The organism is Salinisphaera sp., from assembly GCF_002729955.1.
In the GTDB taxonomy this organism is placed as follows: domain Bacteria; phylum Pseudomonadota; class Gammaproteobacteria; order Nevskiales; family Salinisphaeraceae; genus Salinisphaera.
The window spans coordinates 1-15,895 of record NZ_PBYA01000018.1 but is presented as its reverse complement, the minus strand read 5'-3'; the positions used below and the strand labels follow the sequence as shown (position 1 = coordinate 15,895).

At 66.4% G+C, this 15,895-nt stretch carries 14 protein-coding genes; all 14 read left to right on the top strand.

All coding sequences use genetic code 11. The features are described 5' to 3' along the window. Position 1: 1 nt before the first annotated feature. Positions 2–418 carry an OsmC family protein gene (locus tag CMN27_RS04915; protein WP_293624482.1) on the top strand — a complete coding sequence of 139 codons (417 nt, stop codon included), beginning with the start codon at positions 2–4 and terminating at the stop codon, positions 416–418. Positions 419–616: 198 nt separating this feature from the next. Next, positions 617–1,399, top strand: coding sequence for an adenosylmethionine decarboxylase (speD, locus tag CMN27_RS04910; RefSeq protein WP_293624480.1), 783 nt, complete (start codon positions 617–619; stop codon positions 1,397–1,399). Between the two features lie 100 nt (positions 1,400–1,499). Next, complete coding sequence (holA, locus tag CMN27_RS04905; RefSeq protein ID WP_293624478.1) at positions 1,500–2,543, top strand: DNA polymerase III subunit delta; 1,044 nt, start codon at positions 1,500–1,502, stop codon at positions 2,541–2,543. A gap of 9 nt (positions 2,544–2,552) precedes the next feature. Beyond that, complete coding sequence (locus CMN27_RS04900) at positions 2,553–3,854, top strand: glutamate-5-semialdehyde dehydrogenase (RefSeq protein ID WP_293624476.1); 1,302 nt, start codon at positions 2,553–2,555, stop codon at positions 3,852–3,854. A 31-nt stretch (positions 3,855–3,885) separates the two neighbouring features. Next, a complete protein-coding gene (nadD, locus tag CMN27_RS04895; protein WP_293624475.1) occupies positions 3,886–4,551 on the top strand; it encodes a nicotinate-nucleotide adenylyltransferase in 666 nt (221 codons plus the stop codon). Then, a complete protein-coding gene (gene rsfS / locus CMN27_RS04890) occupies positions 4,548–4,940 on the top strand; it encodes a ribosome silencing factor (protein WP_293624474.1) in 393 nt (130 codons plus the stop codon). Before nadD ends, rsfS begins: the two co-directional genes overlap by 4 nt. 18 nt (positions 4,941–4,958) lie before the next feature. Continuing rightward, a complete protein-coding gene (gene rlmH, locus CMN27_RS04885; protein WP_293624472.1) occupies positions 4,959–5,426 on the top strand; it encodes a 23S rRNA (pseudouridine(1915)-N(3))-methyltransferase RlmH in 468 nt (155 codons plus the stop codon). 100 nt (positions 5,427–5,526) lie between these two features. Continuing rightward, positions 5,527–7,050, top strand: coding sequence for an Rne/Rng family ribonuclease (locus CMN27_RS04880; RefSeq protein ID WP_293624470.1), 1,524 nt, complete (start codon positions 5,527–5,529; stop codon positions 7,048–7,050). 293 nt (positions 7,051–7,343) lie between these two features. Beyond that, the gene (locus CMN27_RS04875) at positions 7,344–11,171 is read left to right on the top strand and encodes a YhdP family protein (protein ID WP_293624468.1); all 3,828 of its coding nucleotides are present in this window, start codon (positions 7,344–7,346) and stop codon (positions 11,169–11,171) included. A 19-nt stretch (positions 11,172–11,190) separates the two neighbouring features. Further along, on the top strand, positions 11,191–12,039 hold the full coding sequence (locus tag CMN27_RS04870) for a carbon-nitrogen hydrolase family protein (RefSeq protein ID WP_293624466.1): 849 nt from the start codon (positions 11,191–11,193) through the stop codon (positions 12,037–12,039). A gap of 54 nt (positions 12,040–12,093) precedes the next feature. Continuing rightward, on the top strand, positions 12,094–13,068 hold the full coding sequence (locus CMN27_RS04865) for a quinone oxidoreductase (protein WP_293624464.1): 975 nt from the start codon (positions 12,094–12,096) through the stop codon (positions 13,066–13,068). A 46-nt stretch (positions 13,069–13,114) separates the two neighbouring features. Then, a complete protein-coding gene (tldD, locus tag CMN27_RS04860) occupies positions 13,115–14,584 on the top strand; it encodes a metalloprotease TldD (RefSeq protein ID WP_366515399.1) in 1,470 nt (489 codons plus the stop codon). A 25-nt stretch (positions 14,585–14,609) separates the two neighbouring features. Continuing rightward, positions 14,610–15,239 carry a 16S rRNA (guanine(966)-N(2))-methyltransferase RsmD gene (gene rsmD, locus CMN27_RS04855; RefSeq protein WP_366515401.1) on the top strand — a complete coding sequence of 210 codons (630 nt, stop codon included), beginning with the start codon at positions 14,610–14,612 and terminating at the stop codon, positions 15,237–15,239. 109 nt (positions 15,240–15,348) lie between these two features. Further along, positions 15,349–15,843: a pantetheine-phosphate adenylyltransferase gene (gene coaD, locus CMN27_RS04850; protein WP_293624458.1), complete on the top strand. Its 495-nt coding sequence runs from the start codon at positions 15,349–15,351 to the stop codon at positions 15,841–15,843. Positions 15,844–15,895 lie beyond the last annotated feature (52 nt).

Here is a 15,895-nt window from a genome sequence, read left to right as displayed (position 1 = left end):
AATGAAAGCAACCATCGATTGGCAGGGCCAGCTACAGTTTTCCGGTACCGCCGACAGCGGCCACCAGGTCACCATCGACGGGCCGCCGGATATCGGCGGCGAGAACGCCGGCTTCCGGCCCATGGAAATGATCCTGCTGGGCGTGGGCGGCTGCAGCGCGATGGACGTGATGCATATCCTCAAAAAGTCCCGCCAGGACGTCACCGGCTGCCGGATCGAGGTGGATGGCACCCGTGCCAGCACCGAGCCGAAGGTGTTCACCGACATGCACCTGCAGTTTTTCGTCTCCGGTCGCAACCTCAACGAAAAGCACGTCGCCCGGGCGGTCCAGCTGTCAGCCGAGAAATACTGCTCGGCTTCGATCATGCTGCAGTCGAGCGTGAACATCACCCACGACTACACGATCGAAACCGTCTGAGGCGCCGATGCGCGGGCGTTACGCTTGACGTACGCGCTCGGGCGCGGATACTGCGCCATTTCATCGCCCATCGAACCCGGTCGACCACGCAACGTCTGGACAGGCAGCCGACATGATCGGCGCCGTGCTCCGTGATCGGTTCATGCAGCCCGCGTTGCGCCCCGGCCGGCCAGGCCCACACCCTATCCCGAATTCGCCATGGAAAAACTGCGCCTGCACGGCTTCAACAATCTGACCAAGTCGCTGTCGTTCAATATCTACGACATCTGCCATGCGCGTACGCAGGAGCAGAAGAAGGCCTATGTCGCCTATCTCGACGACATGTTCAGCGCCGATCGCCTGACCCAGATCCTGACCGAAGTTTCCGACATCATCGGTGCGCATATCCTCAATATCGCGCGTCAGGACTACGAGCCGGAAGGCGCGAGCGTGACCATCCTCATCGCCGAGGAAGCCGCCTACGACGGGCCCAAGCCCGATGCGGTGGTCGGCCATCTCGACAAGAGCCATATCACGGTGCATACCTATCCGGAGTTTCATCCGGACAACGGCATCTCGACCTTCCGCGCGGATATCGACGTGTCGACCTGTGGCCTCATCTCGCCGCTCAAGGCGCTTGATCACCTCATTCACAGCTTCGAATCGGACGTGGTCTCGATCGACTACCGGGTGCGCGGCTTTACCCGCGACGTCGACGGCGTAAAGCACTTCATCGATCACGAAATCAACTCGATTCAGGACTACATCCCCGAAGACATCTGCAATCGGTACCAGATGATCGACGTGAACGTGCTGGCCGAGCGTATCTTCCATACCAAGATGCGGCTGACCGAATTCTCGCTCGACGAATACCTGTTCGCAGAGAAGGCCGAAGACCTGTCGGAAGAAGAGGCGGCCGAACTCACCGACCGCATCGAGGCGGAAGTCAACGAGATTTTCTACGGCCGCAATTTCGCCAACGACGCCCAGGACAGCGAATAGCGGCAACGCGCCATGGCATGGCGCGTATCGTGCATGTCGACACAGGCACGATGCGTAGGTTTTTCAGTGATCGGCCGTAGCCTGTCAACGAGGTAGAACCGTGGAGTTGCGTCCCGACCAGTTCCAGCGCCAGGTCGAAACCCAGCCGCTGGCCCGCTGCTATCTGCTGGCCGGCGACGAACCCCTGCAGGTACTCGAGGCCGCGGATGCGCTGCGCGCGGCCGCGCGTCGCCGGGGCTTCGACGAACGCGAGGTTCTACACGCCGAGCCCGGCTTCGACTGGGGCCAGCTCGCAAGCGCCGGCGCAAGCCTGTCGCTGTTTTCAGAAAAACGGCTGCTGGAGCTGCATCTGACCGACAAGGGCCCCGGCAAGCCCGGCAGCGCGGCGATCAGCGACTACGCGAAGAACGCACCGGACTCCACGCTGCTGTTGATTCTGGCCACGCCGCTGGCCGCGAGTGCGCGCAAAAGCGCCTGGTACAAGGCCATCAGCAAGGCCGGCGTGGCGATGTATGCCTGGCCCTTGCCCGGCTCGCGCATGGCGCAGTGGGTAGAGCAGCGCGCGCGTAGCAACGGCCTCACACTCGATCGCGACGCGGTGGCCCTGCTGGCCGAACAGACCGAAGGCAACCTGCTGGCCGCCGCCCAGGAAATCGACCGGCTCGCGCTGCTGCATCCGAACGAAAGCATTGGCGCGGCCGAAATCGAAGCCGCAGCAAGCGACCACAGCCGCTTCGGCATCTTCGACCTGCCTGCCAAGGCACTCGCCGGCGATAGCGCCAGCGCCCTGAAAACGCTGGCCAAACTGCGCGCCGAAGGGGTGGACGCGGTGCCCATCACCTGGGCGCTGGTGCGTGAAATCCGCATGCTCTACCAGGCCGCGCTGGCCGCGCGCGCCAATCGCCTGGATGCCATGCTCGGCAAGATCTTCATGCCGCCGGCGCGCAAACGCCAGCTCGGCGAGGCCGCCACCCGGGCCGACCCGGCCATGCTGGCCGAGCTGCTGCGCCGTGCGGCCCGTCTCGATCAGGTCAACAAGGGGGCAGCCGTCGGGCGTGCCTGGGATGAACTGGTAACATTGACCCTCGGTCTGGCAGGACAGCCGCCACGCGCGTCCTGCCTCGTATCCAATCGTTTTCAGTAACCAGAACTCATGAGCGCCAATCTAAGCGATCGCGAAAACCAGGACAGCAGTCCGCAAAGCCGTGTCGAACGGCAGATGCAGGGCATGGGCAAGCGCGCCCGTGCCGCCGCCCGGCATATGGCGGCCGCCGAGCCAGGGGCCAAGAATGCCGCCCTGTTCGCGATTGCCGAAGCCCTGATCTCGTCACGCAGCAGCATTCTCGCCGCCAACGCCCGCGACATGCGCGAAGGCCGCGACGAGCTCGATACGGCCCTGCTCGAACGCCTGGAACTCAACGACAAGCGTCTCGAACAGATGGCCGAAGGCCTGCGCCAGGTGGCAGCCCTGCCCGACCCGGTCGGCGGCATCACCGATCTCAACTATCGGCCCTCCGGCATTCAGGTCGGGCGCATGCGCGTGCCGCTGGGCGTGATCGGCATCATCTATGAATCGCGCCCCAATGTGACCGCCGACGCGGCGGCGCTGTGCCTGAAATCCGGCAACGCCGCGATTCTGCGCGGCGGCTCGGAGGCCACGCACAGCAATCAGGCGATCGCCGCCTGCATCAGCCGCGGGCTCACCGATGCCGGCCTGCCGGCCGATGCGGTACAGGTGGTCGAAACCACCGACCGCGCGGCGGTCGGCGCGCTGCTGGACATGCCCGAATACGTGGACGTGATCGTGCCGCGCGGCGGCAAGGGGCTGATCGAGTTCGTCTCCGACAACGCACGCATGCCGGTCATCAAGCATCTCGACGGCGTCTGCCATGTCTATATCGACGACCATGCCGATATCGACAAGGCCATCGCGATCGCGGTGAATGCCAAGACCCAGCGCTATGGCACCTGCAACACCATGGAAACGCTGCTGGTGGCCGATTCGATTGCCGAACGCGTGCTCAAGCCACTGTCTCAGGATCTGCGTCAGGCAGGCGTCGAGCTGCGTGGCTGCCAGCGCACGCGCAAGTTGCTGGGCAGCGGCGTCAAGCCGGCCTCCGACGCCGACTGGGCCGAGGAATATCTGGCCCCGGTGCTGGCAATTCGCATCGTCGACGACATGGACCAGGCGATCGACCATATCGAGACCTGGGGTTCGCACCATACCGATGCGATCGTCACCGAGAGCGTGACGCGCGCACGGGCATTCATGCGCGCTGTGGATTCGTCCTCGGTGATGGTCAACGCCTCGACGCGCTTCGCCGACGGCTTCGAATACGGCCTGGGCGCCGAGATCGGCATTTCCACCGACAAGCTGCACGCCCGTGGCCCGGTCGGTCTGGAAGGGCTGACCTCACTCAAATACGTCGTATTCGGCGACGGGCACGTGCGCTGATGCCGTTTCTGACCGCGCCCGGAGAATCATCTTGAGTTCGGCCCCTGTCGGTGTCCTGGGAGGCACGTTCGATCCGGTCCACAACGGGCATCTGCGCCTGGCCATGGAACTGGCCAGCGCGCTCGATCTGGCCCATGTGCGCCTGGTGCCCTGTGCACGTCCACCGCACCGGAATGCGCCCACGGCATCGCCCGGCCAGCGTTCGAAATGGATTCGCGTGGCCGTGAGCACCGAGCCGCGGCTGCGCCTGGACGACCGGGAACTGCTGCGCGACGGCCCGTCCTATACCGTCGACACGCTGGCCTCGATGCGAGCAGAAATGCCGGATACGCCGCTATGCCTGATCATGGGCCGCGACGTGTTCGCCAAACTGCCGCGCTGGCACGAATGGGAGCGCATCTTCGACAGCGCTCATATCGTGCTCATCGACCGCCCCGGTATCGACGTCGAACTCGACGGTGCGGCCGCCGACGCCCTGGCCGAGCGTGCCACCGATAGCCACGAAACGTTGCATCGCACGCTCTGTGGCCATATCTACACCTATATGCCGCCACCGCTGGTCATTTCGGCGAGCTATATCCGCGAGCTGCTCGAACGCGGTGAAAGTCCGCGCTACCTCTTGCCGACGGCCGTGCTCGACGACATTATGGATGCAGGCGTCTATCAGTCCCAACCGGCCACGGCCGCGAGTCAATGAATCTACAAAACAAGCCCGAAACCGCCCGCAACAGCGATCCCAAGATCAACGCCCTGCTCGAACTGGCCATCGAAGCCGTCGACGAGCTCAAGGGTGAATCGGTGCAGGTGCTCGATGTCGCGGATTTGACCACCATCGCCGATCACATGGTGATCTGCAGCGGCCGATCGGCCCGCCACGTCAAGCGCCTCGGCGAAACGGTGATCGCCCATGCCAAGGACGCCGGCATCCAGCCGCGCGTGGAAGGCCTGAGCCAGGCCGAGTGGGTGCTCATCGATCTCAACGGCGTGGTGGTGCACATCATGCAACCGGTCACGCGTGCCTATTACCAGCTGGAAAAACTCTGGGATATGGACGCGATCGCCGCCGAAAGCTCCACGACGCACTAGTTCCTCGCGGCGTAGGTCATGCGAATACGCCTGCTGGCGGTCGGCCGGCGCATGCCCGCCTGGGTCACCAGCGCCTACGACGACTACGCGAGACGCCTGCCGCATGAATGCCGGCTGGAACTCACCGAAATCGCACCCGGCAATCGCAAGGGCGGCAAACCCGAACGCGCCATTGCCGACGAAGACCGGCGTATCTGCGATACGCTCTCGCCCGATCTGGACGTGATCGCGCTGGCCGTGGACGGCAAACCCTGGTCGACCGAACAGCTGGCCGGGCAAATGCGCGAATGGCTGGCCGACGGCCGCGATCGCGCCCTGCTGGTGGGCGGGCCGGACGGGCTCGGGCCAAACAGCCTGGCCCGGGCGAACCGGCGCTGGTCGCTGTCGCCGTTAACCCTGCCGCACCCGCTGGTACGCGTGATCCTGGCCGAACAGCTGTTTCGTGCCCACAGCATTCTCACCGGTCATCCCTACCATCGCGGCTGAGCAGGCATACAGGCGCCGATCGGGGCAGCGCTTGCAGAGGCATACGCTGTGCGCAGACAATCGAACGCATGGCATCGAATTCCCATAACCCGTTAATCCCATGCGCACTTCGACGCAGGCCACGGTGAGCGCCTCGCGTCTGAACGAGGCCGATCTGGAAGCCACGCGTATCGAGATCCTGGTCAACGTCTCCAAGGGTGAAACCCGCGCGGCCCATCTGGAAAACGGGGTCCTGCAGGAAATCTACATCCAGCGCGATGCGACCGGCAGCGTGGTTGGCAACATCTATCTGGGCAAGGTCCAGCGCGTGCTCGCCGGCATGCAGGCGGCCTTTATCGATATCGGCCTGCCGCGGGCGGCCTTTCTGCAAATTTCGGACATGGTGCGCCGCCCGGCCGAAACCCAGGACGTGGCACCGCGTATCCAGAACCGGCTCAACCAGGGCGATCGGGTGCTGGTGCAGGTCTCCAAGGATGCGATGAGCAGCAAGGGCGCACGCCTGACCACGGATCTCGCGATCCCGTCGCGGTTTCTGGTCTATATGCCCTACAACCCGCGTATCGGCATCTCGGCGCGTATCGAAAACGAAGACGAACGCAACCGGCTGCACAGCGCCGTGACCGGCATTCGCGAAGAGCTGGGCCTGGCCGGCGGCTTCATCGTACGCACGGTCGGCGACGGCGCGCCCCATCATGCGCTGGCCGCGGATATGCGTTTTCTGGCCACGGTCTGGAACGACATCCTCCAGCAAAGCCGTACCGTGGCCCCGGAAACCCTGCTCTACGGCGACCTGGCCCTGCCGATTCGCATGCTGCGCGACATGCTCACACCCGAAGTGGCCGCCATCACCATCGACGACGAAGCCGCCTGGCAGGAAATGACCGGCTTCACCCAGCGCTTTGCCCCCGAGTTCACCGAACGCACCTGTCACTACACCAAGCCCGTGCCGCTGTTTTCGCAATACGGCATCGAAGAAGCCATCGAACGCGCGCTGGCGCCGAAGGTGCCGCTGCGTTCCGGCGGTTTTCTGATCATCGAACAGACCGAGGCCATGGTCACGGTGGACGTGAATACCGGCGGCTATGTGGGCACCCGCAGCCTGGAACAGACGGTGCTGCGCACCAATATCGAGGCCGCCAATACGGTCGCCCGGCAGCTGCGCCTGCGCAATCTCGGCGGCATCATCGTGATCGACTTCATCGACATGGTCGATGCCGAGCACAAGGCCCAGGTGCTGACCGCCCTGCGCGCCGCCCTCGACGCCGATCCGGCCAAGACCAGCGTGGGCGCGATCTCGCCGCTCGGGCTGGTGGAAGTCACCCGCAAGCGCACCCGCGAGTCGTTGCAGCAGCTCATGTGCCACCCCTGCGAAAGCTGCCAGGGCCGCGGCTTCGTCAAGACCGGCGAGACCGTCTGCTTTTCGCTGTTTCGTGAAATGAGCCGGCTGGCCCGCGGCCAGCACGTCGAAGAACTGCTGATTCTGGCCGCCCCCGATATCATCGGGCTGTTGCTGGATGAACTGGCCAGCGCCTTTCACGACGTCTGTGCCGATACCGGGCTATCGGTACGTCTTCAATCCGAATCGCTCTACACCGCCGAACAGTTCGATCTGGTGGTGATGTAAGCTGTGAGGCGCTGCCACGCCTGCGAACGCCCCGGCCTTGCCGCAGGCGGCTCGCGACGTGGGCGACAACCCTGCGCGGCGACAGCCCGGCCCAGGCCGCGGCGTAACCGACAATTCTTCGCGAACCCCAACCGCGCGGGCATGTCGAAACACCAACGCTGCCGCCCGATCGCCGCCCGACACATTCATGCCCGCTAAGCGCTCCGCCAACATTTCGTCACGCCGGCCGTTCGTGCCGCGTTTGTATCGTGGCCACGCTCAGCCCCTGTCGACCCGGCGCTCGACCAACGCGCATGGCTAGTACGACGCTGCTCAAACGCGCGCTCGTCATCACCCTGGCCAGCGTCGTGATCCTTGCCGGCCTGCTGGTCGGCGGCGTACGCCTGATCGATCATCTCGTGCCCGGCTATCGCGAAGCGCTGGCCGAGCGCATCGGCCGGCGTATCGACGCCGATATCGATATCCAGGCCATCGAACTGCGCTGGCAATGGAACGGCCCCCTGCTGGAGCTGGCCGACGTGCGCGTGACCCGTCACGGCTTCGATCAGCCGGCGGTCACGCTCGACAGTCTGGGCCTGCATTTCTCCTTTACCGATCTCGTCAACGGCAAACGCCTGCCGGACGGGCTGACGCTCGAGCATCCCACGCTCACGCTGCGCCGCGGCGACGACGGCCGCCCGCGGCTGGCGCACTGGTCGCGACCGGGCGACGCGCCCCTGGACTGGGATACGGTCAACGAACGCATGGCCATGCTGCGTTCGGCTACGATCAGCGATGCCGACATCACCCTGCTCGACGAGCGCCTGCCTGACGGGCGCGGTCGTATCGAACGCCTGGATGCGCATATCGCACGCGGCGAGAACGGCGGCTACGGCCTGCAGTTCAACCTCGACGGCCTGAACTGGCTCGAGCACGCCCAGGGCCAGGCCCGTTTCGCCGGACGCCTGCCCACCGTCGACACGGCCGAGTTCGAATTCAGCGTAGAGGGCCTGGATACGCCCGCGCTCGCGCGCAGCACCCGGCTTATCGAGCCCGCGCTGCGCGAGCGGCTTACCGGCGGGCGCCTGGCGGCAACCGTCGACGGGCGTTGGCAGCAGGGGCAGCTGATCAACGCCGAGGCCCAGATCGACCTGGCAGCGATTGCCGACACGGCCACGGACGCCGACTTGCTGCCGGCGCTGTCGGCCACCTTCGAGGCCGCCGGCATCGACCCGCCAGCCGAGGCCGATGCCGGCGGCGACGATATTCGCCTGGCGATGACCGCCTTCGACGGCGACGCGCCCGGGCTCGATCGCTTTACCCTGACCGGGGCGATCGACGTCGACGAGCCGCGCCTGCGTATCGACGCCCGCCATGTGCCGGTCGCCATTGCCACGCGCCTGGCCAGGCTGCGTATCGAGCGTCTTGCCGATACCACCCTCGATGCCCGGGTCGACGATCTGGCCCTGACCGTCGGTGCGGATACGCCGATGCAGCTGGCCGTGGATTTCAAAGACCTCTCGATAGACGACCCGGCGATCACGGCCGGCCCGCTGGCGGGCAGCTATTACCAGCAGGGCGACAACCACATCCTGAAGTTCAACAACGCCGGCGGCACGCTCAGCGCCCGCCGCTATCTGCGCGGCGAGCTGGCGGTGGACGATGTGGACGGCGAAATCGCCTGGCAGCGCCACGAGGGCGGCTGGCAGATCGATGCCCGCAGGCTCGAACTCGCCAGCGCCGAGGCCCGGCTCACCAGCAGCGGCCGTATTCAGCTGCGCCCGGGCCAGGCGCCGGTCGTGGACCTGCATGCAAGCGCGAGCGCGCCGCAGGTCGCACGTCTGCTGGCACGCATTCCCCAGGCCGACGACCTGCCCAACGAAAAGCTGCGGGACTGGCTGCCCAAGGCCATTACCGCCGGCACGCTCGATAACGCCACACTCGACGTACGCGGCCCCATGGACCGGTTCCCGTTCGCAAAGCCACGCGGCGACGAACGCTTTCATCTGGAGCTCACCGGCCACGACGTCGACGTGACCTACAAGGAGGACTGGCCGCCGCTGCAGGCCGCGCGCGGCAAGCTCGTGCTCGACGGCGACGACCTGCGCGTGGACGTGGCTGCCGCGCGCATGCTGGACGTGGACCTCGGCCCGGCGACCGGGCGCGTGGAAAACGTGCGCGAGCCGGTGCTCGTGCTCGACGGCAAGGCACGCAACGCCCGGGCCGAGAAGATGCTGGCATTTCTGGTGCGCTCGCCGCTGCGCGATCGCTTCGCGAAGATCGTCGACGCGCTCAAGGTGACCGGCCCCGCGGATCTGTCGCTCGATCTGCGCATACCGCTCAAGTCCGAACTGGGCGAGCCGAGCGTGGCCGGCGATGTGGTCGGCCGCGGCGCCACCCTGCGTACGGCAGCCCTGCCGGGCCCGATCACCGACATTACCGGCACCCTGCACTTCGACGACGAACGCGGGCTGAGCGCGCGCGGACTTCAGGGCAATCTGCTCGGCGTGGCCCTGAACGCCGACGTGGTGCCCGTGGCCGGCCAGCGCCAGCGTATCGTCAGCCGGGCCCGGCTACAGCTGCCACAGGACGGTGCCGCCGTGGCCCATTATCTGCCGGAGTCCTGGCTGCGCTACGGCCGCGGCGCAAGCGATTTCAGCGTCGCCTTCGAGGTGGCACGCAACGGCCAGGTTTCGGATATCGACCTGAAGAGCGACCTGCGCGGTCTCGCGCTCGATCTGCCCGAGCCACTGAACAAGCCGGCCGATCGGGCCGCGCCGCTGGCGATCACGGTGGCCGGCGATGCCAGCCGCGTACACGTCGGCTACGACGGCCGCGTCGATACTACCCTGCGCCTGCGCGACGGCGCGGTCACCCGTATTCAGGCACTGCTTAACGACCGCAGCCTCACCCCGCCCGATCAGGACGGCATCTGGATCGGCGGGCAGGCCGATCACGTCGACGGGCTGGGCTGGTTCACGGTGGTAAGCGATCAGGTCGAGGCCGCGACCCGCGCCGCAGCCGAATCGGGCAGCAGCGCGCCGGCGCTGGATTTCATTGGCGGCGACATGAAAGTGGGCGCACTGGCCTTCGACAACCGCTACTTCCAGAACACCCACCTGCGGGCGCAGACGATGAACGCACGCCCGGGCTGGCGGATCGATTTCGAAGGCCCGGATACCCAAGGCCAGGTCACCTGGACCCAGCCCACGGGCGGCAATATCAATATCGCCGGCAATCTCGCTCGGCTTGCGCTCAGGACACGACCGAGCGAACCGGCCACCGAACCCGTCGATACCAGCCCGATCATCTGGCAGGACATCGACCCGGCCGACCTGCCCCATCTCGATGTGTTCGTGGCCAATTTCGAAGTGGACGACACCGACTTCGGCCAGGCCGAGGTCATGGCCCGTGCCCAGCCCGACGGCTGGCAGCTCGATCGCTTTCAGCTCAAGAACGGGGCCATGGCCGGCTGGGCCACCGGCCGCTGGGTTCACCAGAACGGCCAGACCGAGGCCAGCGCCCAGACCCGCTTCGAAGGCGCCGGCATGGCCGGGCTGCTGCGCACGCTTGGCTACCCGGCCAGCGTGAACGCCGAGTCCACCCGCCTGCATGCCCGCCTGCACATCGCCCCGAATCCGGCCGGACTCGATCTGCGCGCGCTCGACGGCCACGTGGAACTCGCCCTCGATAACGGCACCTTCACCGCGGTGGAGCCGGGCGCAGCGCGGGTGCTGGGGTTGGTGAACCTCTACGTGCTGCCGCGCCGGCTGCGCCTGGATTTTCGCGACGTGGTCGACGAGGGCCTGGCCTTCGACAAGGTACGCGCGAATTTCAGAATCGAAAACGGCGACGCCTACAGCGACAATGTGCGTATCGACACGCCGTCCTCCCAGATTCGCATGAGCGGGCGCATCGGCCTGGCCGCACGCGACTACGACGAACGCGTGACCATCGTGCCCAAGGTGGGCAGCGGCGTAACCGTGGCCAGTACCGTGCTGGGCGGCCCGCTGGTGGGCGCGGCGGTATTCGCCATGCAGGAGCTGTTCAAGAAACCGATCAAGAAATTCTCGAGCATCGCGTATACCCTGAAAGGCAGCTGGGACAACCCGCGCATCGAGCAGCCCAGCGCCGAAGAATAGCCCGACCGAAGAAGCCGCCATGACCGCCGATTCCGACCTGCCCCGTATTGCCGCCATCCAGATGAACTCGCGCGGCGAAGTCGCGCCCAATCTGGCCTGTGCCGACGGCCTGCTCGCCGATGCCGCCCGCCGCGGCGCCCGGCTGGCCGTATTGCCGGAGAATTTCGCCCTGATGGGCGCACACGAAACCGACAAGCTCGGCGTGGCCGAGGCGGACGGCGCCGGCAACGGCCATACGCCCATTCAGGATTTTCTGGCCGAGGCGGCACGTAAATACGGGCTGTGGATCGTGGGCGGCACGATCCCGCTGGCAAGCGACGAGGCCGACCGCGTCTACCCCACCTGTCCGGTGTATGCCGACAGCGGCGAACGCGTGGCCCGCTACGACAAGATCCACCTGTTCGACGTGGGTGTACCGGATTCGCCCGAGTCGTATCGCGAATCCGCCACCTTCGTGGCCGGCCCGCCCACGCCGCACGTGGTGGATACGCCGATCGGCCGACTCGGCCTGAGCGTGTGCTACGACCTGCGCTTCCCCGAGCTCTATCGCGCGATGGCCGCCGACGGTGCGGAAATCGTGGTGGCGCCGTCGGCGTTCACCCATACCACCGGCAGCGCGCACTGGCATGTGCTGACCCGGGCGCGCGCCATCGAAAACCTGGTCACCATGGTGGCACCCAATCAGGCCGGACATCATGCCAGCGGGCGCCGCACCTTCGGACACAGCGTGATCGTCGACCCCTGGGGCCAGATCAAGGCCGAAGCCGGCAGCGACGCCAACGAAGTGATCATCGCCCCCATCGATCGGGCCCGTATCGCCAGCCTGCGCGAAGGCTTTCCCTGTCTGTCGCATCGACGTCTGTTCTAGAGGCTGCTAGAAATAGCGCATTGATTTACTGCGCTGTTTTCAAAGGAGCGTGCCATGGCTCGTCAGATCCAGTTCACCCAAACCGGCGGCCCCGAAGTTCTCGAACTCGTCGATGTCGAGCCGCGCGCGCCCGGCCCCGGCGAAATCCGGATCGCCAACCGTGCGGTCGGCCTGAACTTCATCGATATCTACGTACGCAGCGGGCTTTACCCGTCGCAGCCGCCAAGCGGGCTGGGCACCGAAGGTGCCGGCGTGGTCGATGCCGTAGGTGACGGCGTCGAGGATTTTGCCGAGGGCGATCGGGTGGCCTATGCCCAGGGCCCGCTCGGCGCATACGCCGAATTCATCACCATGGACGCCGACAAGGCGATCGCCCTGCCCGAGGGCATCGATTTCGACACCGCGGCCGCCGGCATGCTCAAGGGCCTGACGGCGCAGTACCTGCTGCACCAGACCTATGCCATCGGCGAAGGCGATACCATCCTGTTCCATGCCGCGGCCGGCGGCGTGGGTTCGATTGCCTGCCAGTGGGCGCATGCGCTGGGCACGCACGTGATCGGCACGGTCTCCAACGAGGACAAGGCCGGCATCGCCCAACGCAACGGCGCCTGGATGACCATCGACTACACCCGCGAATCGGTGCCCGAACGGGTACGCGAACTCACCGACGGCGCGATGGTGCCGGTGGTCTACGACTCCGTGGGTAAAGACACCTGGAAGGACTCGCTGGCCTGTTTGGCCAAGCGCGGCCTGATGGTGAGCTTCGGCAATGCCTCCGGGCCCGTCGAAGGCGTGAATCTGGCCGAACTCAACAAGGGCGGCTCGCTGTTCGTCACCCGCCCCAGCCTGGGCGGCTATGCCGACACCCGCGAGCGCTTCGAAATGATGTGCGCCGATTTCTTTGCCGTGCTCGAATCCGGCGATGTGCGGATCAACATCGGCCAGCGTTTTGCCCTGGAAGACGCCGCCGACGCCCATCGCGCGCTGGCCAACCGTGAAACCACGGGCTCGACGATTCTCACCCTTTGAGCACGCCGTGGCGGCCCAATGACGCGCCGCGCGGTGTTAATGTGACGTGATGAAAAACGCTATCGATATCGCTTCCGATACCCTGCTCGGCCGGGCCGGCATCGACGCGGGCCAGCTACAGGCCGCCCTCGGCGGGCTGATGGCGCCGGGCGTGGACTATGCCGACCTGTATTTCCAGATTCTGCGCAACGAATCCTGGCTGCTCGAGGACGGCGTGGTACGCAGTGCCGGCGCTTCCACGTCGCAGGGCATCGGCGTGCGCGCGCTGGCCGGCGAACAGACCGGCTTTGCCTATGCCGACGAGCTGGCGTTTCCGGCCCTGGCCCAGGCATCGAAGGTCGCCGCCGCCATCGCCCGCGACGGCAAGACCGCCAGCGCGAACGCGCTGAGCCGGCGCGACAGCGGCGCGGCGACGCGCTATGCGCCGATCGACCCGGCCGGCACCCTCGATGCCGACGCCAAGGTGGCGCTGCTGCACCATGCCGACAAGATCGCCCGCGATGCGGATGATCGCGTGGTGCGGGTGACGGTATCGCTGGCCGGTTCTTCCGACACCATGCTGGTGGCCGCCTCCGACGGCACGCTGGCCGGCGACGTACGCCCGCTGGTGCGAGTGAACGTGTCGGTACAGGTCGAGGAAAACGGCGTACGGGAATCCGCCAGCGCCGGCGGCGGGGCCCGCATGGGCTACGACTATTTCGGCGCGGCGACCGGCGACGGCGCCGATCGCGTGGCCGGCTATGCCCGCGAGGCCGTGCGCCGCGCGCTGGTACGCCTGCACGCCGAAGCCGCGCCGGCCGGCAGCCTGCCGGTGGTGCTCGGCGCCGGCTGGCCGGGCGTGCTGCTGCACGAAGCCGTGGGCCACGGCCTGGAAGGCGACTTCAACCGCCGTGGCTCGTCGAACTACTCCAACCGTATCGGCGAGAAGGTGGCCTCGGATCTGTGCACGATCGTCGATGACGGCACGCTCGACGGGCGCCGCGGCTCGCTGGCCATCGACGACGAGGGCAGCCTCGCGGCCTGTAATACGCTGATCGAAAACGGCCGTCTCGTGGGCTATATGCAGGACAAGCACAATGCCCGCCTGATGGGCATGGCGCCCACCGGCAACGCCCGCCGCGAATCCTATGCGCATACTATCATGCCGCGCATGACCAATACCTATATGCGCGCCGGTCACAGCGTGCCTGAAGACATCATCGCCTCGGTCGACCACGGCATCTATGCGGTGAATTTCTCCGGCGGCTCGGTGGATATCACCTCCGGCAACTTCGTGTTCTCGGCCGACGAGGCCTATCGCATCGAAAACGGCAAGGTCGGTGCGCCGATCAAGGGCGCCACGCTCATCGGCAACGGCCCGCAGGTGCTCGAACGCATCTCCATGGTCGGCAACGACCTCGCCCTCGACGAAGGCATCGGCGTCTGCGGCAAGAACGGCCAGAGCGTGCCGGTGGGCGTGGGCCAGCCCACGCTCAAGGTGGATGCGATCACCGTTGGCGGCACCCAGCAGGGGTGAACGCGCGGCCGGCCTGCGCCTGAGCGTGGCGCGCAAAGCACCCAGACGCGGCAGCAGCCAGGCGCCGGGCCGTTCGATTCGTATCATCGGCGGCGCATGGCGCGGGCGTCGTCTGCCCGTCGCCGTGGCCGAAGGCCTGCGCCCCACGCCGGATCGCGTACGCGAGACGCTGTTCAACTGGCTCGCCCCGCGTATCGAGGGGGCGCGCTGTCTGGATCTGTTCGCCGGCACCGGCGCGCTCGGTCTGGAAGCACTGTCGCGCGGGGCCGCTCACGTACAGTTCGTCGAACGCGATCGCCAGGCCATCGCCTCGCTGCGGGCCGCGCTCGATACGCTGGTCGCCGGCGCCCGTGCCACGCTGGTGCAAGGCGACGCGCTCGCCCTGACCCTGTCGCCGCCGGCCCCGGATATCGTGTTCATCGATCCGCCGTTTGCTGCCGAACTGCACGGCCCGGCCCTGGATCGGGTGCTGGCCGCGCTGCCCGGCCATGCCCAGATCTATGTCGAATACCCGGCCCAGGACAGCGATGCCATTCAGGCACTGCTTGCCGAGCGCGTGGCCATCCGCCGCGCCAAGCGGGCCGGCGAGGTCGGCTACTGCCTTGCACAGCCGCGCCCTGCCGGCGAAGATGACCGCGCATCATTGATTTCGTAATCCACGCTCGCGCTGCGCGCACGCGCACGCCCGCGAGAAACGCCGAGGAGAATCACGTGCGGTCAGCGCAACATAATCGGGGCCAGGAACACCGCGGAGCGAGCGACAGATGAGTAGCGCACCCAACATCCGTGCGGCTTATACCGGCACCTTCGACCCGATCACCAACGGCCATGCCGACGTCATTCGACGCGCGGCGGGGATGTTCGACGAGCTGATCGTGGCGGTGGCCAGCAACGCCAGCAAGAAATCGATCTTCGACCACCAGGAACGCGTCGAACTGGCCAAGCAGGTGCTGGCCGATGTCGACAACGTGATCGTCATGCCGGTGAGCGGGCTGGTGGTCGATTTCGCCCGCAAGCACGGGGTGAGCGTGCTGGTACGCGGCGTGCGCGGCGTGGGCGACTACGAATACGAAAAACAGATGGCGGTGATGAACCGGCATCTCGCCCCGCAGGTGGATACCATCTTTCTGGCCCCCTCGCCCGAATATGCCCACATCTCCTCCACGCTGGTCCGCGAGATCGCCTTCCTCGACGGGCGTATCAGCGGCCTGGTGCCCAGCCTTGTAGCCGACAAGCTCCACGAGAAGACCGGCGGCTAGAGCTCGGCGACTACAGGCGGTATCGTGATGATCCGCCTTTCGTTTTTCGCGG